Source organism: Methylotenera versatilis 7 (assembly GCF_000799165.1).
Taxonomy (GTDB): Bacteria; Pseudomonadota; Gammaproteobacteria; order Burkholderiales; family Methylophilaceae; genus Methylotenera_A; species Methylotenera_A versatilis_A.
Window position 1 is genome coordinate 649,745 of sequence record NZ_JUGF01000001.1, and the last position, 25,746, is coordinate 675,490.

At 42.8% G+C, this 25,746-nt stretch carries 16 protein-coding genes; 4 read left to right on the forward strand and 12 right to left on the reverse strand.

Going from position 1 to position 25,746, the window contains the following annotated elements; genetic code table 11:
* Positions 1-7 precede the first annotated feature (7 nt).
* The 10 genes from K370_RS02885 to K370_RS02930 all read right to left on the reverse strand — a co-directional run bounded on the left by K370_RS02885 (position 8) and on the right by K370_RS02930 (position 17,656).
* Positions 8-3,652, reverse strand: a complete 3,645-nt coding sequence (locus tag K370_RS02885; protein WP_047538025.1) for an autotransporter domain-containing protein — start codon at positions 3,650-3,652, stop codon at positions 8-10.
* A complete protein-coding gene (locus K370_RS02890) occupies positions 3,652-7,848 on the reverse strand; it encodes a TonB-dependent receptor domain-containing protein (protein ID WP_235272670.1) in 4,197 nt (1,398 codons plus the stop codon). The genes K370_RS02885 and K370_RS02890 overlap by 1 nt, the downstream gene beginning before the upstream one ends.
* Positions 7,849-8,112: 264 nt before the next feature.
* On the reverse strand, positions 8,113-9,120 hold the full coding sequence (locus tag K370_RS02895) for a FecR domain-containing protein (protein WP_052185151.1): 1,008 nt from the start codon (positions 9,118-9,120) through the stop codon (positions 8,113-8,115).
* Positions 9,121-9,174: 54 nt separating this feature from the next.
* Positions 9,175-9,783 carry a sigma-70 family RNA polymerase sigma factor gene (locus K370_RS02900; protein ID WP_081977138.1) on the reverse strand — a complete coding sequence of 203 codons (609 nt, stop codon included), beginning with the start codon at positions 9,781-9,783 and terminating at the stop codon, positions 9,175-9,177.
* Between the two features lie 603 nt (positions 9,784-10,386).
* Positions 10,387-11,025 carry a response regulator transcription factor gene (locus K370_RS02905; protein ID WP_047538028.1) on the reverse strand — a complete coding sequence of 213 codons (639 nt, stop codon included), beginning with the start codon at positions 11,023-11,025 and terminating at the stop codon, positions 10,387-10,389.
* Positions 11,012-12,394, reverse strand: a complete 1,383-nt coding sequence (locus K370_RS02910) for a histidine kinase (RefSeq protein WP_047538031.1) — start codon at positions 12,392-12,394, stop codon at positions 11,012-11,014. Before K370_RS02910 ends, K370_RS02905 begins: the two co-directional genes overlap by 14 nt.
* Before the next feature lie 230 nt (positions 12,395-12,624).
* A complete protein-coding gene (locus tag K370_RS02915; RefSeq protein ID WP_047538034.1) occupies positions 12,625-13,281 on the reverse strand; it encodes a PepSY-associated TM helix domain-containing protein in 657 nt (218 codons plus the stop codon).
* A gap of 74 nt (positions 13,282-13,355) precedes the next feature.
* Complete coding sequence (locus K370_RS02920; RefSeq protein ID WP_052185169.1) at positions 13,356-14,465, reverse strand: alpha-hydroxy acid oxidase; 1,110 nt, start codon at positions 14,463-14,465, stop codon at positions 13,356-13,358.
* 15 nt (positions 14,466-14,480) lie between these two features.
* Positions 14,481-15,155, reverse strand: coding sequence for a Fe2+-dependent dioxygenase (locus K370_RS02925; RefSeq protein WP_047538038.1), 675 nt, complete (start codon positions 15,153-15,155; stop codon positions 14,481-14,483).
* A 137-nt stretch (positions 15,156-15,292) separates the two neighbouring features.
* Positions 15,293-17,656: a catecholate siderophore receptor Fiu gene (locus K370_RS02930; protein ID WP_047538041.1), complete on the reverse strand. Its 2,364-nt coding sequence runs from the start codon at positions 17,654-17,656 to the stop codon at positions 15,293-15,295.
* 454 nt (positions 17,657-18,110) lie between these two features.
* On the opposite strand from K370_RS02930, the gene K370_RS02935 reads away from it, so the two are divergent.
* The 4 genes from K370_RS02935 to K370_RS02950 are packed head-to-tail and all read left to right on the forward strand — an operon-like array spanning position 18,111 to position 22,804.
* Positions 18,111-19,535: a TolC family protein gene (locus tag K370_RS02935; protein ID WP_047538914.1), complete on the forward strand. Its 1,425-nt coding sequence runs from the start codon at positions 18,111-18,113 to the stop codon at positions 19,533-19,535.
* Positions 19,536-19,553: 18 nt separating this feature from the next.
* The gene (locus K370_RS02940; RefSeq protein ID WP_047538044.1) at positions 19,554-20,804 is read left to right on the forward strand and encodes an efflux RND transporter periplasmic adaptor subunit; all 1,251 of its coding nucleotides are present in this window, start codon (positions 19,554-19,556) and stop codon (positions 20,802-20,804) included.
* Positions 20,805-20,816: 12 nt separating this feature from the next.
* Positions 20,817-21,581, forward strand: coding sequence for an ABC transporter ATP-binding protein (locus K370_RS02945; protein WP_047538917.1), 765 nt, complete (start codon positions 20,817-20,819; stop codon positions 21,579-21,581).
* Positions 21,581-22,804 (forward strand): ABC transporter permease, encoded by a 1,224-nt coding sequence (locus K370_RS02950; protein WP_047538045.1) that lies wholly within the window; start codon positions 21,581-21,583, stop codon positions 22,802-22,804. Before K370_RS02945 ends, K370_RS02950 begins: the two co-directional genes overlap by 1 nt.
* A gap of 115 nt (positions 22,805-22,919) precedes the next feature.
* On the opposite strand, the gene azu is transcribed toward K370_RS02950, so the two are convergent.
* Both azu and K370_RS02960 read right to left on the reverse strand, forming a co-directional pair.
* On the reverse strand, positions 22,920-23,396 hold the full coding sequence (gene azu, locus K370_RS02955) for an azurin (protein ID WP_047538047.1): 477 nt from the start codon (positions 23,394-23,396) through the stop codon (positions 22,920-22,922).
* 92 nt (positions 23,397-23,488) lie between these two features.
* Positions 23,489-25,693: a TonB-dependent siderophore receptor gene (locus K370_RS02960; RefSeq protein WP_052185152.1), complete on the reverse strand. Its 2,205-nt coding sequence runs from the start codon at positions 25,691-25,693 to the stop codon at positions 23,489-23,491.
* Positions 25,694-25,746: the final 53 nt, after the last annotated feature.

Below are 25,746 nucleotides of genomic sequence, written 5' to 3' on the forward strand. Positions count from 1 at the left end.
CACTACTTTAGTCTGACAAAACAATACTGTCTTCACGCACAATTAACCAACGGCCATTTCTGTTTTCTAAATCCACCACTTTTTGTAGTGATTCCTGCTCTTCTCCAGCGGCCAGTGTTTGTGTAAAAACAGCGACAGCATGATCACCACTGGGCTTAATAGTCAGGTAAGAAATCTTGATAGCAGAATGATCATCTTTGCTGATTTCAGTTTTACGTTTGCGTTCCCACTGCTGTCTAGTACTGCCATCCGGCGTAACAAAATTAGCGGCGTAGCTATTAAAGTAAACATCCAAGCTTTTATTGCTCAGTGCCGTTGCCCAGGTTTTAATCGTTTTATCAATCGCGACCTGTTTCTCAGCATCTACAATACTTACTCCATCATCGGCAGGATCAGCCTGAATAGCCGCCTGTATTTCCGCAATATCTTTTTCACTTGCTCCAACCAATTGCGTAGGAACTTGTTTCGCTTTTGCTGCCGCTAGTCTTGCATTTGCGCTTTTTATATATCGCGGTGCCTGATCAAAATCATAGCGCAGATTTAAAGACACGATTTGCCCAAAATATTTCTCACGGAAATTAGCGTCATAGCTTGTAAGCAATGTAATTTGATCATTCTCATCATCACTGGTTAAACGTATGCTACCGCCCACGATTAGATCATCTCTAATCGGCTTGATACCTGGGCTGCTAAAGCTACTCCCACCGAATACAAAACGCGCTGTACTATCTTGTGCTATATCGCCAAATTCATGGCGATACATACCGTGCAATTCCAATTCTGCACCCCAAGTGTCTTCTTGCAGGCTGTAAATAACCTTTCCGCCCAAGCCTGCGCGTATAGAATCAAAACTACGGCTTTGTACAGCCAAGTTGATAGGCGAGCTTTCCAGAGAAAATTGTGGTAAACCATTTACCAATACGGGTTGCGGTGGAATATCTGTTCTGCTGTAATCCAGAACGATTTTTGAAACCTTACCATTCTCGCGATAGCTGCTTTCTTTAAGATGGGTATAATCTAAAGATGCCATTGGTACGAACGTTAAGTTATCGTCTACCAGAATTGGCCATCCGGCATCCAGACGGCTAGATAGTTGCCAGCTATCATGTTGTCCTGTCGCCGTGTTTTGCACTAATTGGCGACGTGAGTCATAAGTATTGCGCCCAATACCCAGAGCTGCATTTAAATACCAGTTGTCGTAATTCTTGGTTCCATAAGCCGCAGCAAAAAAACTATTGGTATCTAAACGGTTATTTACCGTGCTGCCGGCATTGGTAAGATTGCCACGCGCATAACCAGCGGCAAAGCCCAAGCGCAAGTCCTCATAGTCATCTAACTCACGGTCCGCCCCCATCACTACACCAGCCGATGATAAGCTATACCCATCGGCTCCCTGTAAAGTCTCCTGAGTGCCACGATCACCAAACCCCTGTACCCATATCGCTTTAGAACTGGGGTTTGATGTAGTATTTGAAGCATCTGACAATGTGCCGCTTTCAGTTGCAGCTGTCATCACTGGCTCAGCAAACGAAGCATAATTGCTGGCTGGTAAATAACTACTCACCAAGCGACTGTTGATGATATTAAATATCTTATCGGTATTGCCCAGCACCATGCGGATAGCGCCATCATTGACTTCCGGGCGCAACCTTTCAGAAGCACGAATCACATCTACGCCTTTAAACTGCTGTAATTCTGCTTGTAACTCAAGTGCTAATCGATCATTACCCTTATATGAGAAAAATGCATCGACTGCGTTTACTGCTGCGGGCGTTACCCGAGATAGCAACACATCAGGCACAGTAAGATCAGCTGTAAGAAACAAATCTCCAGAAACATCGTTTGCGATCCATTGCACAAAACCATCCCCGTTTTGTACTGTAGGTATACCTATTGCGTTAGTGGCTACCAAATGACTATCGCCATCTTTTGCGAATGCATTTGGATTAATGGTTGGCGTTAAAATACTGCCACTTGAAAAAGTAGTATTACCAAGTGCATTAATCTGACCGACTTGAGTACGGCCAATGTCAACGATGTATTTGGAACCAGCATTCATCATCACATCGCCACTTACATTCAACGTAGCATCGCCAACATTGATGGTGCCATTATTAATGAGGTTACCTGTAATGCTACCCATGGTTTTATTAAATGCTGTGACACCGCCCGGTGCATTAAGGCTAGAATTAGCGCCAATAATCACATTATTCGCTGTCATGCTGGATCTGGAATCAAAGTCAAAATTCTTGGCAGTTAAATTAATATCACCCGTGACGTTGTAATTGCCATATAAAACAAAACCCACTCCGCTTAAATTAAAATCCGTAAAACCAGTCACATTGCTTAACTGCCAATTACAAGGGCTTTGGGCACTGAACGCATTTTGGTATTGATCAAAACAATTAATATTAAGCGTGTTATGGCCTAGACCTTGTGCGGTAAAGGTATTATAAATATAGGTGTTCACAGCCATCGTTAAATTGATGGTATTCACAGAACCCGCAACATCGTTAATCGTAATATCACCAATATTGGGCTGGCTACTATTAAGGGAACTTGAATTCAGTGTAAACGTGCGGTCACCATGCACTTTGTATAATGGGTTAGCAACACCACCTACTACGCTTACCACTTCCGAGTCACTTTGATCTACAAAAATATTGCCGATTCTGCCTTCTGCATTATTCACAACGTGCGCGCCTGAACCCAAGTAAAGATTACCGATCGTGCTTTGATCCAGATTGATAATGCTATTTCTAGGGCCAACATCTTCGGGGCCATATGCCAGAACCAATGACGGATTAGCTGCTTGTGCACTGGTTAATAGCGGATTTTTATCCACGACGTAAACGTTACCCATATAGCTAAGTGGACTACCATTAATCACCGTGTTTCCTGCAGTGACATTCGTTGCATACTGCGATCCATCTAATAATACTGGCGCGGTATAATTTGCGCCAGCGAAACTGACGACACTATCCATTACAGCATTATTGTTAACAGTTAAAGAAGCAGCGTTGGTAAATATCGCTGCTGAATTTTGCCCGCTGGCTCCGATAGAAGCAGGAAAACCAACAGACTGAAGATCCGGATAAAAAACTCCATCATCAATACTGGTGTTATTGACGGTTAATGAAGTGGTAGAAGCATCAGCGTGAATAGCAGAAGCATAACCCGCCAATATGCCATTGTTGTACAGCAAGCCATTTACATCATTTGTCCAAGCACTAGGATCAAATGCCCTAGCTGACCCATCCATCATAATCTTACCGCCTAGATTATTAATGACGATGGCTGAACCACCATTTGAAGCTAAAGTACTGACTTGCTCTACCGTTGAGCCTGTATTTCTTAATATTGCACCAATATCAGGAAAGAATGTTCCATAAATGTCGGTGAACCCTGGTCCTGTCAATGTATTGCCATCTGTAGTACGGTTTGTGAGCGTTACAGGGCCGCTGGCATTATCCAAGGTGATTGCTCCTTCTAACAACGCATTATTGTTTTCAGAGTCTCCGCTACAGGTAAATGTGCCATCGCCATTATCGATACAGGCGGCTTGTGCAAAATTAGGCGTTAACATTGCGGCCAATGCTAACAATACATTTGTTACCAGTAAGCTTTTTTTATAAGTGTGATATTGATTCATTATTTAACCTCCGCATAGCTTGCGCTGCTTACTTTTAATGGCTTACTTAATTTGCTATTTTTTTGCTTAATTGAATTAATCTGCGAAACATTCGATACAGAGTTTTTAACGGGAACAATCGGATTAGCCACTTTGTTGCCAACTGGCAAACTATGCTCGCGAATGATTTTCCAATTACCTTCCTGCTGCTCAAATGTCAGCACTTTGCGAACAAGCTCTTGCTGTTGACCGCGTACTAACGCCTGGTTAAATACAGCCACCATTTTTTTGCCTTGTGACGCAACAACGATATCGTTAACGGCGACAGATGAAACTGCATTGCTGACAAATTGCATTTTTTGTTGCTCTATCCAAATTTCGCGCCCATTTTCACCGTTAACTTTTACTGTTGAAGTACTGGTCGGCGTAAAACTAGAGGCATAATTTTTAACATAGGCTTCTGCATCGTTTTTAGCTAATGATTGACGCCAAACCTCAACAGCAACAGCAACTTCTTGTTCTGCGACCTGCGTAGCCGCATTAGCATTACCGCGTTTTAGTATTGGCAATGCTTTTACGTTATTAAGCGCTTTGTTTAAAGCAATCTCTTCACTCGTTAATGCAGGCGAACTGGGCAATTCAGAACGATCAGGCTCTGTCATTGTTATGCCAGTTGAAGGAATCTCAGATTTTCTGGATCTGTCAAAATCATAGCTTAGCGCCACCCAAACACCTCTTGGGGCACCGGCTGAAATGAACTGAGATGGTATCCATTCAGATGAGTTGTAATTAAATCCCCCTGCGCCGATTGCACCATACCTAGATGGCGCAAATGGGTTAGTGCCTAATCGTCCAGCGGTATAATATTTTTTATCCAAAACGTTATTAACCAACACTGTCGTCGCCCAGCCTCTTCCTAAATCATAGCGGGCATTCATATTCAGCACGGCGTAACCAGGTGCAGTACCTGAGTAATTATTATCAGGTGTTTTAAATTGATACCCTTGCTGGAAAGTAACCACTCTTCCTGGGCTAGGCGTATGTGCATTATTTTCATTGCCGCGTAAGAACGAGCCACTGTGCGCAACAACATTCAGATTAGCTTTGAATTTAGGGGTAAATTTATAACCCCAGTTAAAGTTGATATTATTGAAAGGCACGCCAGGCATTACGTTGCCAGGCTTAACCTGAATCATATTGTAATCAGGACCCAACACTAGACCACGCGAGCTATTATTAGGGCTGACCGTTTTGAAATAAGATTGATAAGTCGCTTCGGTCAGCGAATAGTTGATTCTGAAATCCGATTTTCCATACTCCCCCGCCAAACCAAACTCTATACCTTGGCGACGTGTGTTACCTACATCCTGGAAAAAGCTCAATTCACTGGTAACAGAGACCAAGTTAATGTCATCTTTTACTTCTGTGCGATAAGCACTGACATTCCACTCCAGGAAATCCCCAAATTTTCCGCGTGCGCCAGCCTCCACTGTTTGTGCTTGTACTTGCGGTAAATAAGGGTCGCCAGATAATGAGCTTGGGAGCTTACAGCCACGCCCTTCTACCAGGCTGCGAGGTGCCAAACCGCCATAATAAGGGCTTTGTATCAAGGTGTCGTCATACGCACAACCCAGCTCAATCACGGATGGTGCACGCGTGCCCTGATTCCAGTTCGCATAGAGATTTAAATTAGGCTTAGCTTGCCAAGTAGCGCCAACAGATGGGTTAAGTGAGTAATAGGAAAATTTTTCTCTGGCTGGCTTATCTAAGATGCTGGCACCAAATCTAGGATCATTTCTGATGCTTTCCTGAACCAATTGATCCCAGTAAATATCGGCTGGAATTGGGCTATCAATACTATAAGGGCAGTTAGATAAATCGTTACCGGAACATATCACAGCAAAGGGATAGCGATTCTGATAGAACAGATCTGCCAGTCGGCGCTCTGCTTTTGTAGGCGCCAGCAAATTATTAATTTTGGTCGTATTGTAACGTGCAGAAGCAGACAGATTAAGCGTTTGTATCGGTGACCAGGTTTCGCTGAAATAAACACTTTTAGTAGTGGATGTGCCCTCGAAATCATTAATCGTTAAATCATGGTCTGCAGCGTAAAACTCTTCACCTAACTGGCTTGGATCACTAAATACATTGCGTTTATTATCCATCAAGGCTAAGCGTGATTTACCTACATAACTGGCGTCCGCTTTATCGATGGATGTCCCCAGCATTAATTTATGCTGGTCAAAGTTAAAGTTAAACTGTACCGCCGCACCTTTGCCTGATTGCTGAATATTAGAGTTGGTAATAACAGCGGTTGGCGTACCTTCTATTACTCCGGTTCCTGTGCCCATGCCATTATCGGTATAGCCATTGGCACCATCTCTATCCGTATATGGCTGGCTTGGAATCGATCCTTGATTCCATTCCCGTTCCGTTCTGCAAGTGTCGGCATTTAACGCGGGTGCAGCAAATGCATATTTTGTTACACCATCCTGCTCAAACTGAAAGCCCCAGCCAAAAGCATTTGCACCTATAAACTGATCGGCCGTTATAAAGAACGGATTGGTTGATGGGCCTTCGGCTATATCATTGACAAAAACATCCCACACACCGGATTTAAAAACCGTCTTCAAACCATCTGAAACTTCAGTAGGTAATTCGGCGTTATAACTGACCAAGTTGTAATCAGGGTTGCCCATGAATACACCGGTAAGAAAATCCCATCTCACATCATCGTTCAGAACATAGTAATTAGGAATACCGTCGTTATCTGCATCAGCATACGCACAGACAATCCCTGGCTCACTATTAGGCAACCTTGTTCCATACATGTGATAGCTACGGTCACTATTATTGAACGTTTCCTGGTCAATAATATCGCCAGTGGTGGAGTTACGTTTGCTGTTGCGGTTATAAACCTGACCAGTAATATTAAACGTGTCGTTTACATCGAATGCCGCAGATATTTGAAATTGCAATAGCTTGTTTTTGGTTTCATCGGGAGACGTAAATACCGAACTGGCATCCTGTCGATATAACTCTTGCGGCACTGTACCATTACCTTTTAATTTATTGAGAACAGCTAAAGTAGAAAGACCTAAAGATAAGCGTTCACCCTGCCACTCCAGCTTACCAAATGCCTGATTAACCTCACTGGGTGAATTGTCGCGCCAGCCATCTTCCAGAAAAATATTAGCAGCAGCAAATGCTGCAATGCTGCCGTTGTTCCAACCACCAGATGCCTGTAACTGCTTACGCCCATAAGAACCTTTTAAAATCTCTGCAGAAATGCCTTCATCAGTAAAACCACTTTTGGTTTTCATCGACAATGCGCCACCTAAAGTATTGAGACCAAATAAAGGATTTGAACCAGGAAATATATCAAAGCCGCCTAACGCATTCATGGGAATCATGTCCCAATTCACTACATCGCCAAATGGCTCGTTAACGCGGATACCATCAAAGAAAACACTTAATCCTTGTGGCGTACCTAATTGCGGAGAAGCGGTAAAACCACGATAAGTCACATCCATTTGAAATGGGTTGCCTTGATAATCATTGACGTTAACGGACTGCAATTTAGAGTTAAGTAAATCTGCCAGACTTAACGAATGTGCTTCTTTAATTTCCTTGGCTGAGATGCTTTGAATATTGCCGGGAATCTGCTCTTTGGTTAAATTAAGTCCTGGTAACGGCCCAACATCTTTAAAGCGTCTGGCTTTTACCACGGTTTCTTTTAGCTCTAGGTCAACATCTTTGCTATTTCTAACGGCTGGTGGCAATTTGTCTAAAAAATAACCGCCACGCTGATCGCTTACTGCTTGCAAACCACTGCCAGATAATAATATGGCAAAGCCTTCATTGACGTTATATTCACCCTTTAAGCCTCTTGTTTCCTTGCCTTGCGCAATCGCTGGTGCAAATGATAAATAGACGCCAGATTGTCTTGCAAATCGGTTTAAAGCATCATCTAATGGCCCGGCAGGAATATCATAGGTTTTACGGGTATTGGCACTAAAGGCTGTTTCTGCGCTGGAGTACGGCGCATAAAACAGACCTGATACAAAACTTAAACTCATCGCCAAAATCAATGTCGGCAATCGTTTTCTGCGGAAATTTGGTAATGCAGAAAATTGCGGTAAACCCGTATTTAAAAGCAGGTGCTGATGAGAAGTAGTTGGTTTGGCCTTAATGCCGAATTTTTTATACTTTGCCATGTTCTTACCTTTGCAATTCGATAGATTATTTAGCTTCTAATTGCTATACCGAACGAGATGCAAAAAACTGTAAAAACAGTTACAAAAATATTTATTTTTAGGAAATTAATACGAAATATACTTAATAATTAGCTAAAGTAAGCTATGTGTTTATTAATTATTTACTTTAATAAATATATTTAAGTTATTAATTTTTAATAACTTAAATGATTAATAAAAATTTTCAAGCAAGAATATTCAAAAAAATTAATTAATTTAAAAAAACTAGCTACGCTTAACTAATACTGTCCAATAACGCATGCGCGTTACCGCATCAATCGGCAATGTTTGCTGTAACGTCTCAATCACTTTATCAGTATCTTTTAATGGGAATACGCCAGATATCGTGATATTTTTTGCAGATTCGTCACAAGTAATTTTCCCTTGCCAGTAACGATCAAGCTCCTCTACAAAATCCGCCAAACGCATATTATTGGCAATCAGCACACCATCTGACCAAGCATTTAAATTCGGGTCAGCTGGTGTCACTTTTCCTGTTTGATTCGCACTAAAAATCAGCTGTTGGCCTGCATTAAGGTGAATAGCAAGTGCGGCGTTTTTTGGTCGAACTTCTAAAGCACCTTCGTATACTGCAGCCAAAGTTGTATTTTCTTGCTGGCGCACTAAAAAGTGCGTGCCCATTGCGCGCACGTTACCTTGTGCAGTTTGCACGCTCAATGGTCGATAAAGCGCAGCAGATTCATGCGCCGTCGTAATCAGTACTTCACCTTTTACTAACTCTATTAACCGCTGATTTCTATCGTAATAGATATTTACCGCACTATTGGTGTTAAGCATCATGCGTGAGCCATCTGCCAGCATCACCGTGCGTTGCTCGCCAACTCCGGTTGCATGGTCTGCCAACATTTGCTGCCAAGGCGCAAAGCGGTAACCACTAAATGCAAACGTACCAACACCAGCCAATACTGCAATCGATTTCAGTGCGCTTCGTCTATCTTGTAATTTTTTATCTACATTTACGCGCAATTTAACCAAACCATCCTGCTCTAAAGTTGCATGCGCGAGGTTGGATGGCACGGCCTTAAGATTGTAAGTCAGACTTTGTAATTGCTGCCACGCAGCTTCATGTTGTGGGTTTTCTCCACGCCAATCGTTACACCCTTCTAAATCCTGGCTACTCGCAATACCTGATTGCAATTTCACCATCCAATTAATTGCCTCCTGAACAATTTTTGGATGGATGGCCGCAGAGTGTGTAAATGGATTTTGCATGATGAATATGTAGATTATTTAATCAATACTGAAGGAAATAACTCGCTTAAAACTTTAAGTTTGATAACGCACCGCATAACAAGCAGCATAAGTTTGTGTCATGTGTTTTTGCACACAGCTGAGCGAAATATTGAGCTGTTTAGCGATCTCTGGATAAGTCATCCCATCTAATTGGGAGAGCAAGAATATGCGACGCGATTTCACAGACAAACCTTCTAGCATTTGATTAATCTGCTGCAAGGTTTCTAGAATTAGCGCATTTTCTTCAGGTGATGGCACTTGCGACTCTGTCATTTGCGCCAGTGCATTTAAATAAGCACTCTCAATCGCCTGATGCCTGTAATGGTCAATCAACAAACCTTTTGCAATAGTGGTCAGCAACGATCTGGCTTCATCCATCACTAAGGTATTGATCGCTATCGTATTTTGCTTGGCAATGACCCGTACAAAGGTATCTTGCGCAAGATCAGCCGCCCTGTGCGAACAGCTTAGTTTTCTGTTTAGAAAATTAACCAGCCAGCGATAATGGTGCATGTAAACATCAGCAACTGTTAAGCAACTAAGCTCTACATTGGTATGCACAGCCTGCCCAACCACCTGCAGACTAGCACCTGTCACCTCTAAATTTGTGTTATTTACATTGTATGTATTTAAATCGTACATAAGTTGTGCCAAATTAAATGGTTCTAAATTTAATTACAGCGCATTCAACTGACGCTAAATTAAATAAAGAATAAATAGAAATATTTGCCATGTTTTTAAATAGCAAATTTCATTCCATTAACAATAAATAATTTAACTTATTGATTTTAATAAATAAATTTATTAATCAAGCGGGAAAGGTATCAACTGGCTGGATTGATTTGGCTGATAGCATCAATTTTTTGGTTCCATGTGGTTGTTTACAACCATATGAGTGATAAGCCAACCAAACCTTTATTTTGAGCATTACGCTTTAAAGACACACAAGCCATTAAACTCCAAAGGTGACTTGCGAATTGGCATCTGTGGTCAAATAACCACTTAATATTGAATATTGATTGGCCGACAATTGTGTCGGGATAAAATCCCGATATCTTCAAGCCTACTTTCCTGTGATTAAAGCCATCAAATAACGTACATTAATACTTAGTTATCTCCAAAGTTAACTAGTAGCCGTCAAAAAGTTACACCCCTTTAAAAGCCACGCAACTTAATATTGCGTGGCTTTTTTTTAACTTAACTTTCTAGCTAGCCTATAGGACTTAACTTCAGCTTTAATCAGCACTAGCCATCTATTAAACCGTGTCTGATCGCTAGTCGCACCATTTCTATCGGGCTGGAAACACCTAACTTTTGCTTAATCATGGTGTAATAATTCGCAACAGTTTTTTGGCTAATTTTGAGCATTTCTGCAACTTCTTCCACCTTTCGACCTTCGGCTAGCAATCTGAATATTTCAAACTCGCGTGATGAAAGCTGATGCAAGGGATCATCATTACCCATCAATGTTTGCAGCGCTACTTTTTGTGCAATCTCTGCACTTAAAAACGTTTTTCCACGTGCCACTTCTGTGATTGCCGTTAACAGGTCATCAGCAACACCTGTTTTAGTCACATAGCCACGAACGCCTGCCTTAAGCGCTTGCGAGGCAAATGAGACGGCTTCATGCATCGAAAATATGATGATTTTGGCCTGTGTGTAACGTTGCAAGATACGCTTGGCCGCTTCTAGCCCGCCCATGCCCGGCATGGAAAGATCCATCACCACAATATCGGGCAGGAACTCGCCATATAATTGATAGGCCTGCTCGCCAGATTCCGCTTCGGCAATCACTTCCAGACCTTTATTTAGCTCTAATAATCGACGCAAACCAGACCGTACTACTTCGTGGTCATCTGCCAAAATAATCTTAGTCGTGTTCATGTGTGATCGCTTCACTGAATTGGTTATTCTGTTTGGGCAACAACACGGTTATTTGTGTGCCGCCACCGATGGATGTATTAATTGTCATACTGCCAAACAGGCCTTGTACACGTTCTTTCATGCCGGCCAGGCCGTAGCCATTGCTGTTTTTAGTTGCATCAAAACCTAGTCCATCGTCTTCAATTTCCAGGCGAACATATCTGTCATCTTGAGACACATTAATGGTTAACTGCTGCGCTTTAGCATGCTTGCTTACATTGGTTAAACACTCTTGCATGACTCGATAAGCCGTGATGGCAACGGATTCATCCACCTGCCCTAAATCGCTATTAATATTGTGAATCAGCGCAATATTTCGATTACGTTGCCGCCAGCTATGAATCAGTTCAGCCAATGCCAAGCCAAGTCCCAACTCATCCAATACGCGCGGGCGCAAGCGCTGTAAAAGCTCATGGATCGTTGTCATCATTTGACGCGTAATGTTGCTAATTGCACCGGCACTTTCCTTTGCTGTCGCCATTTTTTTTGCGCCTAAAATCGCACTGGCATCTACGTGGATGGCGGTTAAATATTGACCAATCTCATCATGAATATCTTGCGCCAGGTTTTTACGTTCATCTTCTTGCAAACGGATAATTTGTTGAGTTAGCCGATGATTATTTTGCGTACTCAATTGCAAGGTATCTGCCATCGCGTTGAATTTCTGCCCAATGCCTTGCAATTCAATCTGTTTAAAATTGGGCAAGCGGCTATTAAACTGACCCTGTTCAACTTGAGTTAACGCTTCTAAAATCTGCTTAACGGGTTTAAAAGTGTAACGCACCGCAATATAAGCCAGCACATTCATCAACACAAAAAACACGCCCACCAACCCCAGCAGGCCAACCGTGTCTTCCCACACCTCGATAATTTCATAGCTGGGGTCTGGCGTAACAACCAAATCGCCTAAAAAACGACCATTCAGTACAATACTTTTACGCCGCTCTTCCGTGCCAATACTGGATAGATCCATTGACTTAATAAACCAGGCCGGCGGTAATTTTTTAAGATGTGTTCCACGGGCATCAACGTTAGTTTCGCGCAATCGACCATTCGCATCATAAAAATCGATTCTTAAATGCCGGATATCACCTAATTTCCCCAATCTAAATATCGACGTTTCACCACTAGAGTAACGGTTCAGCCAGCCATAATCCGAGGTGTAATGCACAATTTCAGCATCCAGCAAGTGCAGGACTAAATTGGCAGTTGAGTTGACTTCTGCACGCACATCTTCCCTAGCGTTCTCTATGACAAAATAGGCGCTCACACCGAGTAGGAATATGAGCAGACTAGTAATAATGAGATTTAGTTTTAACTGAAGACTCATAAACCCTGGAGCTTGTTTGAAGTTATTTATTTGCATTGAATAATATAGACTCTTACACATTTAACATTAGGAAAAACTCCCGATGCCTTGCCTATTGTAGGGTTGAAACTACAGATGGTTGATTGTTTTTTTTATATGCCCGCCTAAAAATACTAGCTACAGACAATAAAACCACCTTTCAGTGGTTTTATTACTTTAAAGAACCCTAATCTCTGTCGGTATTTAAATAGTCACATCATCATTAGCGTAAACCATACCGCCAAGATAGTTGAAACACCCATTAAACCCGACAGAATCAAACGTGATTGACGCATTTTAGTCCACAATAAAACGCCAGTTATCGAAAGCACCAACATCGCACCTGCAATTGAATCTACCAATAAAATCCAACCCGTATTCGCTCCTACTCCTTTGTGCATGCGGGTTAAAAAACCCCATAAATTAGCATCTTGGCGTTTTACGGTTGCAAATTGGTTGCCGACAATATATTCCGCTTCAATACGCGCTTGCGGCAATTGAAAATCAATATTAAATGCCTGTGGCTGTTTAATATCTTTATCCATAAATTTCGCATCGCGCTCAGGTTTTCCACCTTTGCCGGGCTTTGGCTTAACTGGCTCTGCACCAATATTTAAGCTTGTTTGAATAAACCTTGTAAACGCTTTAACGTCTGTTGGATACGGTGTAGATACCGCTAACTGAATCTCGGTTTCCTCCATTTGCACAGCAGGAATCTTCATCACAGCGCGATGGTTCAATAAAAATCCACTGACACCAAAAAGTAGCCCAAGAATGGCGCCCCACAAACCTAACCAGCCATGTATCTTTCTAAGCAATCTGATTGTATTGCCGCGTTGCGCGTTCTTTTGTGCCTTCGTTTTGGTCATGCTGAATAAATTTCTTAAAGTATTTAAGTTGTTAAGGTTTTTTAGATTCAAAGAATTAAGTTGTGGGTACTAATTTAAAGTATCTCTGTAGCAGAATCTGTACGTAAAACACTCTGATTAATATCATCCAGCGTTTTGCATCCAGTCAAAGCCATGGCGATTTCTAACTCTTCGCGTAACAAACGAATCAGATGTGCAACACCCAACGCACCAGCGGTTGCCAGTGCATGAATGTAAGGACGGCCAATCATGACCGCAGTTGCGCCCAACGCACGCGCTTTAATGATATCCGTACCGCGCCGAATGCCGCCATCCACTAGCACCGGCACTGCACCATTTACTGCTGCAACAACGCCAGAAAGTGCTGAAAGTGTTGCTGGCACGCTATCTAATACCCGTCCGCCATGATTAGAAACAACAATACCTGCCGCACCGGCTGTCACTGCTCGACTTGCGTCATCAGCATGCATAATGCCTTTAAATAAAATGGGCAGACTGATATGGTTAACCAGCCAATTGATATCATCCCAAACTGGCGCTATCGCCATAAAGCCATCAAATACAGCGCTTTTTCCTTCCTGCAATATTGGCAATGTAATTGGTGGAACATTTACTTGAGTTACTTGCCCGGGCACAGAAAAACCAGCGCGCTGTTCGCGATTACGTACGCCAGATATCGGCGCATCGACAGTAAAAACCAAGGCGCGATACCCTGCTGCTTCCGCACGTTTTATTAAGGTTAGTGTTGCTGCACGGCTACCCTGCCAATAAAGCTGAAACCATAATGGGCCCTGCGCATTTTCGGCAACATTTTCCAGTGAGATTGACGCCTGTGTCGAAACCACTGCTGCACTGCCCATCACACCTGCCGCCAGCACACTGGCCAATTCACCTTCTGCATGAAAAACGCGCTGGGTTGCAACTGGTGCCAGAATAATCGGATGCGCCAGCGTGTCACCAAAAAGCGTACAGCGTGTGTGTCCGTTGCGCACATCAGCAAGTGCTCGCGGCCATAACTCCAATTTACGCCAAGCGTCACAATTTGCAGCAAAGGTTAATTCATCTGCCGCGCCACCTTGTAAATATGCCCAAGCTGCATCGTTAATATGATTGCGTGCATACCGCTCATAATCTGCCGCGCAGACGATATCTGTTGGAATCGCAGTCAAAGGTGTCGCTGGCATTAATTGCACCATTGCTTAACCCCATTGCCTTAAGAGATTATGATAATGGCCAGTTAACGCCACAATTTCTTCTGTATTGCCAATTTGGCCTCTTAGTTTCAACAAAGTCATATCCAGATTAAACAGCATATTGCGATGCCAGGCATCGCGCACCAAACTTTGTACCCATAGAAATGAGGCCACGCGTTCGCCCGATATCACCGGCTCAACTCGATGCAAACTGGTTGATGGATAAACAATCGCATCGCCTGCTGGCAATTTCACTTCATGGCTACCATAGGTATCCTCAACGATCAGCTCGCCACCTTCATAATCCTCTGGTTCTGATAGGAATACCGTCACAGACACATCAGTCAATATCCGTTCGCCATTACGTCTATCGGTTTGAACCGCATTATCAATATGATTGCCATAAGTATGTCCGCCAGCATAACGATTAAACATAGGCGGCAAAATACGTTTTGGCAATGCCGCAGAAACAAATAAGGGATGTCGTTCTAACGCAGTAATAATGGATTGAGAAAGTGCGGAATAATCCGAGGATTCGGTTGAAAATTGCAGATTATGTTTGGCCTCTGCCGCTAACGGCCCTGCGGTTGCTGCGCCATCCACCCACGAACCAGTGTCAAGTGTGCGACGAAGTGTTGCAACTTGCGCCTTAGTTAACACCTCGGGAACATGTAAAAGCATAAAATATCCTGCAGTTAATTAATTTGGAAACACTTAGTAATTTGAAAACACATAGTAAGTTTGGAAAACTGAAACTCACATATAATAAAAAAGCCCGCCAGCATCTGCGGACGGGCTTTAAGCTTACCTTACTTTATTTAAAACATAAACTCTGCTGTCATCATTGCAGAACGTGGCAAACCTAAACGCACACGTGAACCACCATTGTTCAATGTTTCAACATATTCTTTATCGAACAAGTTATATACATTGAGACGCAAGTTTAAGTTCTTGTTCACTGCATAAGCCACCATCGCATCAGCTACAACATAAGAATCGATAACTGGGGTGTTATTGGTTGCAGAATCAGTAATTGTAACCAACTTTTTCTGTTCGCCCATATAACGCGCACCGCCACCAATCGTAAATCCATTGAACTGATATTGTGTCCAAAGTGTCGCGCTGTAATCAGGCGTCCAACGCACACCATTCGTTACAGAAACAACGCCGGCATTATTTTGACTTTGCTGATCTATCGCCTTGGCATTCAATTTAGTCACGCCTGCTGATAACTGCCAGTGTTCTGTTAATTGTCCAACAGCAAGCAATTCAATACCGGTTACACGAGTTTTGCCAATTTGCTCAGGTTGCAACAAGTCATTCAATGAAGTTTGCTTGTCATTTTCTGTGCGGAAAACAGCGGCTGAAATATTTAACTGGTTATTTAACAAATCCCATTTAGTACCAACTTCAACGTTGTCGGTTTTTTGTGGGTCAAGCGCACCGTTGTTCTGATTATTGGCAGTAGAAACTAAAGCAAAATTTGCGCTGCCTGGTGGCGTATACGATGTTGCATAAGACGCGTAAATACTACCATTTGTTGCAGGCTTAAATAGTAAACCTGTTTTCCAACTTAATAAATTATCAGAAGCACTACCGCCTGAAGGCGCTATTGAACCAACTGCGTATCCTGGAAATGAGGCCTGGTTACCATTAGCACCACCAGTAACAATCGTACCCGCTGTAGTTCTGGTATTGTAATGCTCATAACGCAAACCAGCATTCACTTGCCATTGATCAGTTAGATCAACTGTATCAAACGCATAAATTGCCGCTGTTGTCGTTTTTCCATCAGTAGTAGTGCCAGGAATAGCATAAGGTATACCCAATAAATCATTTTCATTTGGATTGTAGAGGTTTGCATTCGGGTTGCTGATTGCGGTATAAGCTACACCGTTAACTGTTTGCGTGCTAGTACCAAAACCTTTGCTTTTTTGGCTTTCATGCATAAACTCAAGGCCACCAACAAATGAGTTTTTAAATCCACCGATATCAAAGATACTATTGAGACTAGTTTGGTTAACTAGGATTTCGTCATCACGGTCAATACGTTGACGTGAACGACTTAAAGTCCAAGTATCTGGGTCTGCGCCTGTAGCAGCTGGGGCAGATATTGCATTTACACCTGTTACAACACGGTCAACATTCGTTTTACCATAGCGTGAAATATTACGAATTGTCATATTTGGCGTTAAATCGTGCTCAAATTTAGCGGTAATCATATCCGCATCGACTTTTTCATAATCATTATCGCTACCGTAGAAATTCTCACGGTCAACTTTTCTACCAGCATTAATACGCTGCGCTTCTAAAATTTGCGCGGCTGTTGGTCCAGGCGCACCAGTAGACACGGTAGGCGCTCTGTAAAAGCCTTTCATACCAATCGTTGGAATACCGCCATCAGGTGTATTGTCTTGACGAACATGTTGTGAATATAGGTAGAAACGCGTATCCGTACCGATACCAAAACCGATAGAAGGCGCGAGTGAGAAGTTTTGGTTATCGACTTCATCGCGTTTTTCCACATTACCATCAGAAATCAACGCATTTAAACGTACGGCAGTTGTATCGCCAACCGCTTGGTTTACATCAAGCGTTGCACGTTTTTTATCCGCTGTACCATAGCCCACGGTTGCATAGTTTTTGCCATCTAAGCTTGGTAGTTTACTGATTAAGTTAATGTAACCACCTGCTGCACCACGGCCAATATCTGCGCCAGCTGGGCCTTTTATTACTTCTACTTGCTCTAAGTTAAACACATCACGTGAAACCGCACCAAGATCACGAATACCATCGACAAACAATTGGTTTGAAGCATTGAAGCCACGCATTGAGAAAGTATCACCTGCTGAAGTATTGCCGTTTTCGCCCAACTGGATAGTAATACCAGGAGTGTTGCGTAGCGCGTCAGTCAAAGAATAAACGCCTTGTTCGCGCAACAACTCTTTCTTAATCACTTGCACAGTTTGCGTAGTATCAAGCAAAGGCTTAGTGAACTTTTGGCTGGCAGATTCATCCGCTTTAAAAGGCACTTCTTTTTGAGATTTAACACTAACTTCTGGCAACTCTGCCGCTTCATCTGCTGCATTTGCATATTGTGCGCCGGCAGCGATTGAAAAAGTGGCAGCAACCATCGCAGCGATGCGAGTGGGGTTGTGTTTGCGACTACGGATATGACTCATGGTTCTTCCCTCTATTTAAAGTTGTATCTGGCTGGCTAGAGGATGATCCGTTGGCTGGCTTGACATGGTTTGTTAATAATTCTAATTGATTACTTTTTATTGAATACTTTATATAGCCATCTTAAATGACCTATTTTTTATACTAGCTTTTTTGATGCCCTGTTTTTCAATACATAGGCCATTTTTTTGCTATTTTTTAGCGCCTGACATGTCTTTTCTGCAGGCACTTGTAAATCGGTGTAAAGTTTTCAAAATTTATGTAAATTAAGCAGCGAATGATAACTGTTCTCATTTATAATTGCAAGCCTTATGTATGATTCGCCTTGTGTTTCAGTACAATCTTTCACTGAGTCATATTTTATAGGTCCATATTTGGAAAATAGCTTTCTTTTAACTGTATTCGTACACTAATTAAAAAAGATTAATGAATAGATTGAATGGTTTAAAAAATAGAATGAACAAACATTTACTAATAATTGCATTGGCAAGTCTTAGCATTCCGGCCTTTGCACAAGACTCTATTTGGTACAAAGATGACGATCCGCTTAAAACACAGATTTACACCCTACCCAAAATTCCAGATGGCTACAGAGAACCGAATGCGCCTTGCGGCAATGTGGATTTAAGCAAACCGATTACTTTGGCAGAAGTGGCCGATACTAGTCTTTGTAACAACCCGCAAACCAGCGAGGTTTGGGCAAGCGCGCGCGTACAGGCAGCGCAGTTAGGTATTGCAAAATCGGCTTATCTGCCATCGTTAAACGATAACATTTCGACCAGTTTGGGTATATCAAATCCGGAATCCAGCTCGCGCAGCAATCCCACGATGAATTTAAGCAACAGCTTGGTTGCCAGTTATCTCCTATATGATTTTGGCAATCGAAATGCCAACCTGGAAAATGCGCGCCAACTATTGCTCTCGGCCAGCGCCAGCCAAAGCAGCACGGTACAAAGTGTATTGTTGACCGCAACTGTGGCTTATTATCAGGTACAAGCCAACATTGCGGCACTGGATGCAGCACGTGAAGCAGAACGTGCCAGCGAGGAAAGTTTTAAGGCGGCCGATGCGCGATATAAAGCAGGCGTTTCAACGCCTGCAGATAAGCTGCAAGCGCAAACCGCTTTTGCGCAATTAACACTCACGCGAATTACCAGCGAAGGTAATCTGCAAATCGCATACGGAAATCTGGTCAATGTGATGGGTTTGCCTGCGAATCAAAAAGTGGTATTGATTGCAAATACGAGCAATCCGCCAGCAAACATTTTGGAAGATGTGAATACATTGATTGAACAGGCTAGTACACGCCGCCCGGATTTAGTCGCCAGCGAAGCGCAAGTAAAAGCGGCCCAGGCAAATATTGATGCCAGCAAAGCGGCATCTAAACCAACGATTTCTGTTTCCATGTCGAATAACCTGCAAGACGGCTCTCAATTAAGCTCAAGCAACAATTCAACTTTAGGTTTAACCGTATCGATTCCATTATTTGCTGGTTACGCCCCAACCTATCGAATTCGCGCGGCAGAAGCAACAGCTGATTTACGCGCTGCACAACGCGATCGCTTACGCCTGCAAATTTCATTAGATGTGTGGTCGGCTTATCAAAGTTTGCGCACCGCACTTGAGTCGGTGACTGCGACAGAAATATTAGTGACCAGTGCAGAACAATCTTACCGCGTGGCTTTAGGGCGCTATAAAGCAGGCGTTGGCAACATTATCGATACGCTAAACGCACAAAGTGCGCTGGCCTCTGCGAATCAACAGAAAATTCAGGCAGCACTCAATTCAAACATCGCACGCGCCACTTTAGCGCAAGCCATGGGCGCACTGGATAATGCCATGATTCAATCTTTACCTAATTCCACACTATCTACCAATTAATCGTTACAAATAACCGATATGAAATTACTTAAAAAAATCCTAGTTATCATTATATTAGCGGCAATTGCTGCTGGTGCTTATTACTATTATGAAAAGACACACCAACCTAAACCGGAAGATCTATACCGATTAGATGAAGTCACACGAGGCGATATTGAGCAGACGGTTTCTGCCAACGGCACCTTGAATCCTGTCAGTTTAATCAGCGTGGGTACGCAAATTTCGGGGATTGTCAGAAAGCTGTATGTGGATTTTAACGATACCGTTAAAAAAGATCAGGTGTTGCTTGAATTAGATAGTGCGCTATCTTCAGCGGCAATCACGCAATCGCAAAGTAGCGTGCGCAATTACCAGGCATCTGTCGATTTAGCCGTTGCCAATGAAAAACGTATTCGTGAACTCTATGCGCAAGAATTCGTTTCAAAACAAGAGCTAGACACCGCAGTACAAGTGCTTAAATCTGCCAGAGCGCAGCTGGATAGCGCACGCGGATTGTTAACACGCGATCAAACTAATTTAAACTTCACCATTATTCGCTCACCGGTTTCCGGCATTGTCGTGAATCGCGTGGTGGATGTTGGTCAAACGGTTGCGGCAAGTTTTCAAACCCCTACTCTGATTCAGATTGCCCAAGACTTGTCGAAAATGCAGATTGATACCAGTTTTGCCGAAGCGGATATTGGCAAAATTAAAGATGGTCAGAAAGTTAAGTTTAATGTCGATGCATTCCCTAATCGCAATTTTGAGGGTGTCGTTAAACAAGTACGCTTAAACTCAACCAATACATCTAATGTGGTTACTTACAACGTGGTTGTGTCTGTTGATAATAGCGATTTAACTTTGTTACCAGGTATGACCGCTTATGTGAACATTGCTGTAGCAAATGCACAGCAATCACTATTAGTGCCGAATGCCGCACTACGTTACAAACCAAAAGTGGATGAAGAAGCTAGTGCTACAGCTAATACAAGTGGTGACAAAAAACCAGAAGCTGGCAAAAATGGTGAGAGAAAAAGAGGTGCTGGCGGTAGAAATGGTGGCGGTAAAAATGGCAACAAAGCGGAAGATTTAACTGCTGGCAAAATCTACATATTAAAAGACGGTAAACCAACAGAGGTAAGAATACATGTTGGTATTACAGATGGCCGATTTACCGCCATTACTGCACGCGATTTAAATGCAGGTGACAAAGTAATTGTGGGCGATATGCTGGCAAATGATCAGCCTAAAGCTGGCGGCAGCGCTCAACGTGCGCCAAGAATGTTCTAGTTGGACTTAGCCATGCAAAACCAACAGAACATACAGAATAATAAAGCCACAAAAAAAAATGTTATCGATGTAAGCGGGTTATTTAAAGAATATCAAACAGCGGCTGGGCCCTTCCCTGTGCTGAAAGATGTGAATCTGCGCATTGATAATGGCGATTATGTGGCCATTATGGGTCCCTCTGGTTCAGGTAAATCCACCTTTATGAATATTCTAGGCTGCTTAGATAAACCAACTAAAGGGAAATATATATTGGATGGTCATGCAGTCGCCACCATGGAAGAAAATGATGTTGCTGGCGTACGCAACAAAACCATCGGCTTTGTATTTCAAGGTTTCAACCTGTTATCGCGTTCCAGTTTGTTAGATAACGTTGCGCTGCCTTTAGTGTATTCGCACATCGATAAGGCGGAGCGTCATGCACGCGCCAAAGTGCTGTTAGAGAAAGTTGGCTTAGGTAACCACATTAACTCACGCCCCAATCAAATTTCTGGCGGTCAACAGCAACGCGTAGCCATTGCACGTGCATTGATTAACAATCCACGCCTGATTCTTGCGGATGAGCCAACAGGTAACTTGGATAGCGTGACCAGTGAAGAGATTATGGCGCTATTTAGCCAGTTAAATAAAGAAGGTATTACGATTGTGTTAGTCACGCATGAAACAGATATTGCCGAACATGCCAAACGCCAAGTGCGATTTCTGGATGGGAAAATCGTGCAAGATACATTGACAAACGGCCATGTATCAACCAATAACGAATCAAGCGAGGTAATCTGATGTTTAGTGCAATGTTGGGAGAGGCCTGGCACGCCATGGGGGCAAACCGATTACGTACCTTTTTAACCATGCTGGGTATGGTCATTGGCGTGAGCGCGGTGGTATTAATGATGGCGATTGGGCAAGGCGCAGAAGCTTCGGTAAAACGCTCTATCAGTGCCATGGGTAGTAATTTATTTGTAGTGTTGTCTGGTCCGCCTAGAGTAGCAGGCGCCAGATCCGCCACGGGAAATGCGCCATCACTCAATGTAAAAGATGCCAATGCCATTGGTGAACTGGATGATGTAGCGGGCGTTGCGCCTGTCACGATGGGAAAATCGCAAATTGTGTACGGCAGCAATAACTGGAACACCGATATTATTGGCACCACACCCAGTTACTTAGATATCCGCTCTTGGGGGTTATCCGCTGGTTATGCATTTTCAGACTCCGATATTCGCTCTGCCACCCGCGTTGCCTTAATTGGCAAAACAGTCGCACAAAATATCTTTGGCGAAGATATTGATCCAGTGGGCAAAACCATTCGTATCAACCAAAGTCCTTTCGTGATTCTGGGCATGCTGGACAGTAAAGGTCAGACATTAGATGGTCGCGACCAGGACGATACGATTATTGTGCCGCTGACGACCGCGCAACGTAAGCTATTTGGCAATCAGCTACCAGGAAGCGTACGGCAGATTCTGGTACAAGCTGAGTCTGATAATGTGATGTCGATACTTGAAGAGTCTATGAATGGCTTGCTGAATCAACGCCACAATATACGCGAAGGCGCCGACAGTGACTTTTCTGTGCGCAACCTGACAGCGATTGCTAACTCAGCCGCAGAAACCGCCCGCACCATGTCATTGTTACTAGGTGCAATTGCTTCTGTATCTTTGTTGGTGGGTGGTATTGGCATCATGAACATCATGCTGGTATCAGTCACAGAACGCACACGTGAAATTGGTATTCGTATGGCAATTGGCGCACGTCAACGCGATATTCTGCTGCAGTTTCTATTAGAAGCCATCATGATCTCAATCGTCGGCTGCCTGATTGGTATTGGCATTGGTGTGGGTGGCGCGGTGCTAGTTGGTATATTCACACAAGCTGAAATCATTATCTCTAGCGAGTCTGTGTTGATTGCTTTTAGTGTCGCAGCCAGCATCGGTGTGTTCTTCGGCTTCTATCCTGCGCGCATGGCCGCCATGCTTAATCCGATTGAAGCACTGCGCTATCAGTAAATATATGCCTTAGAGAATATGTGCTGAATATACGTACTTAAAACATGCACATAAAAAAACGCCTGCAAACTTTAAATTTGCAGGCGTTTTTTTATTGTGTGTAGCTTTTAAAAACTTATACCAACTTAACAACGCCCTTCATCATAAAAGCGTGGCCAGGGAAAGAACAGTAAAAATCGAAAGTATCTTTAGCATTCAATTTGCTCACAGCAAATTTAGTGCTGGCTGTTTCACCACCACCAATGATTTTAGTAGATGCAATCACACGTGCATCACCAGCTTTTACATAATCGCTAGGCAAGCCAGCTTTGCTGCCATCTTCTAACACAGCGGCTTTGTCGCTGTCTTTACTAATCACCAAATTATGACCCATTACAGTTTTAGGTAATTTACCCACATGTTTAAGGTTAATAGTGAACTCTTTACAAGTTTTACTCACATCGATACTTTTGGTGCTAAATGTCATTGAATCGGTTGATTCAATAGTGATTTCACAAGCAGCCGCCGCTTGCGCCTTGGGTGTTGCAAGCAAAACGCCCGCAGAAACAGCAAATAAAACAACTGAAGTCGTAAATAGTTTTTGTGTGGTCATTCTTATTTCCTTTAGTTAAAAAATTTGGCTAGCCAGATACAACTGAAAACAATGGCTAGCTAGGTTAAAAACAGTTACTAAAAAATATTTGATTAAAAGTTATAGGTTGCTGTTGCTGTAGCTACTCTCTTAGGCCCAAGCCAGCAGTCGCCGCGCGAAAGACAAGTCGCAACATATTCTTTATCAGTCAGATTGCTGGCATTTAAAGCGTAACGCCACGCGCCGCGATCAAACCCTAGCATCGCATCGAAGAGTGTGACATCTGGCGTTTTAAAAGTTGCAGTGGAATCGTAAGATTCACCAATGTAACGCACACCTAAACCAGCGCGAAAACCGTCTATGTCACCGATTGCAAAATGTTTAATCGCCCAAACGGTCGCCAAATGCTTAGGCACAGCTTCGATTTGATTTCCTTTTTCCGTAAGCACATTACTTTTATTGTATTTGGCGTTGGTATAGCTATAACTGGCAATCAGATCTAACCTATTATCAAAGCTGGTAGCCGCTTCCAACTCTAAGCCACGTGAGCGTACTTCAGCTTTTTGTATAGAATCGAATGGTCCACCTGAAGGATCTGGCGTTAAACGATTTTTATCTGTTAAATCAAAAATAGCGGCAGTAAATTTGGTTTTACTACCTTCTGGCATATATTTAACACCCAACTCGTATTGCTCGCCCTCTTGCGGTTTAAAAACCTTGCCACTTCTATCGGTACCAGCCACTGGTTGGAATGATTCAGCATAACTCACATAAGGCGCCCAGCCGTTATCGAATAAATACGTGAGGCCATAACGACCAGTCGTTTTTTTATCCACTATTGCAGGCGATCCGTCACTTTTACTGCTTGCTCTATCGTGGCGCAAACCCAATGTGGCGACCCAATGTTGATCAAACTTAATTTGATCCTGTAAATAAACGCCTGTTTGAAATTGATAAGCTGTAGGGTTTTGATAGCTCGCCACACCCGAGTAATCAACTGGTGTATAAACAGGGTTAAATACATCAATTGGGTTACCTAAGCCTGCATCACCAAAGCCTTTCCTGTCTTGTTTAAATCGTGAGTAATCCACACCAAACAACGCTGTATGCGTGGTACGGTCGGTAGAAAATTTAGCTTGTAAATTATTATCAATATTGAATTTTTTTGTATCAATTTTAGAAAAATCAACATAGCGATTAATCACGCGCTGATTAGTGCCTGGAACAAAAGGGTCCGCCGCGAACACATTACCGTATAAAACATTGTAGGTATTTTTGCTGCTGTTATAGCGTGCATTTTGATGTACGCTAAAAGTGTCATTAAATTGATGGTCTATTAACCAACTAAATGATGTGGAATCCGTATTATATTTGTCTGTATCAGGGTCGCCAATAAACGTGTCATGTTTAATTTTGCCATTGGGATTAGGCGTTAAAATGCCTGAAATTGGTAAAAACTGATTAGTAGAATTAACTTCATTGCGTTGAATCTGCGCAAGCAAGGTAACAGTAGTCTTATCGTTTTTCCAAGTCAGCGACGGCGCAACGATGACTCGTTTATCTTCAGTATGGTCAACCTGCGTACCGTTATCACGACCAACAAACACTAGACGATAAAATAAATTATCCGTATCTGCCACAGGGCCAGTAAAGTCTGCCTGAATTCGCTTGCTATCATAATTGCCAATAGACACGCCAATTTCATTCTGGGCAGCTTCTTGTGGGCGTTTAGTCCCCAAATTTACCACACCACCGACGCCACCTGAACCAAACAGCATAGATGAAGGGCCGCGCAATATCTCAATACGCTCCAGAGTGAAAGGGTCTGGCCGTGCAATATCTTGGTAATACGTATTTATTTGACGTAAGCCGTCTAAATATTGCGTTCCATCCATGCCACGTATAGAAATATTATCTGAGCGTGAATCAAGGCCATATTGATCCGCAACCACACCTGCACTGTAACGCAGCGCATCTTGTATAGACTGCACATTTTGATCGCGCATTTGATCAGAAGTAATCACTGAAATGGACTGGGGCGTTTCAATAATCGGCGTATCGGTTTTAGTCGCAGTTTTAGCACGTTTAGCCACATAACCATTCACTACACCATTAGTTTTTTCTTGGTCAGCACTCACCTTAACTTCTGGTAGCTGCTCAACTCCTGTTTCCTTAGCAGAGGTCTCTTTTACTGAGGTTTCTGGCAATAACTCTTCGGCCATTGAAAGCTGTGGCATAACAGCAATAATGGCAGCAACAATTATTTTGCGACCCGTGATTTTATAAAGTGCGACTTTATCGCATGAGTAAGCTTGCATTTAATTATCCCTGTAATCGAAAGTTTATATAATTGTTGGCTGGCTAAATAAAA

Coding starts and splice junctions, on each gene's coding strand:
- K370_RS02885 (WP_047538025.1), bottom strand. CDS start 3,652: ATGAATCAATATCACACTTATAAAAAAAGCTTACTGGTAACAAATGTA.
- K370_RS02890 (WP_235272670.1), bottom strand. CDS start 7,848: ATGGCAAAGTATAAAAAATTCGGCATTAAGGCCAAACCAACTACTTCT.
- K370_RS02895 (WP_052185151.1), bottom strand. CDS start 9,120: ATGCAAAATCCATTTACACACTCTGCGGCCATCCATCCAAAAATTGTT.
- K370_RS02900 (WP_081977138.1), bottom strand. CDS start 9,783: ATGTACGATTTAAATACATACAATGTAAATAACACAAATTTAGAGGTG.
- K370_RS02905 (WP_047538028.1), bottom strand. CDS start 11,025: ATGAACACGACTAAGATTATTTTGGCAGATGACCACGAAGTAGTACGG.
- K370_RS02910 (WP_047538031.1), bottom strand. CDS start 12,394: ATGAGTCTTCAGTTAAAACTAAATCTCATTATTACTAGTCTGCTCATA.
- K370_RS02915 (WP_047538034.1), bottom strand. CDS start 13,281: ATGACCAAAACGAAGGCACAAAAGAACGCGCAACGCGGCAATACAATC.
- K370_RS02920 (WP_052185169.1), bottom strand. CDS start 14,465: ATGCCAGCGACACCTTTGACTGCGATTCCAACAGATATCGTCTGCGCG.
- K370_RS02925 (WP_047538038.1), bottom strand. CDS start 15,155: ATGCTTTTACATGTTCCCGAGGTGTTAACTAAGGCGCAAGTTGCAACA.
- K370_RS02930 (WP_047538041.1), bottom strand. CDS start 17,656: ATGAGTCATATCCGTAGTCGCAAACACAACCCCACTCGCATCGCTGCG.
- K370_RS02935 (WP_047538914.1), top strand. CDS start 18,111: ATGAACAAACATTTACTAATAATTGCATTGGCAAGTCTTAGCATTCCG.
- K370_RS02940 (WP_047538044.1), top strand. CDS start 19,554: ATGAAATTACTTAAAAAAATCCTAGTTATCATTATATTAGCGGCAATT.
- K370_RS02945 (WP_047538917.1), top strand. CDS start 20,817: ATGCAAAACCAACAGAACATACAGAATAATAAAGCCACAAAAAAAAAT.
- K370_RS02950 (WP_047538045.1), top strand. CDS start 21,581: ATGTTTAGTGCAATGTTGGGAGAGGCCTGGCACGCCATGGGGGCAAAC.
- azu (WP_047538047.1), bottom strand. CDS start 23,396: ATGACCACACAAAAACTATTTACGACTTCAGTTGTTTTATTTGCTGTT.
- K370_RS02960 (WP_052185152.1), bottom strand. CDS start 25,693: ATGCAAGCTTACTCATGCGATAAAGTCGCACTTTATAAAATCACGGGT.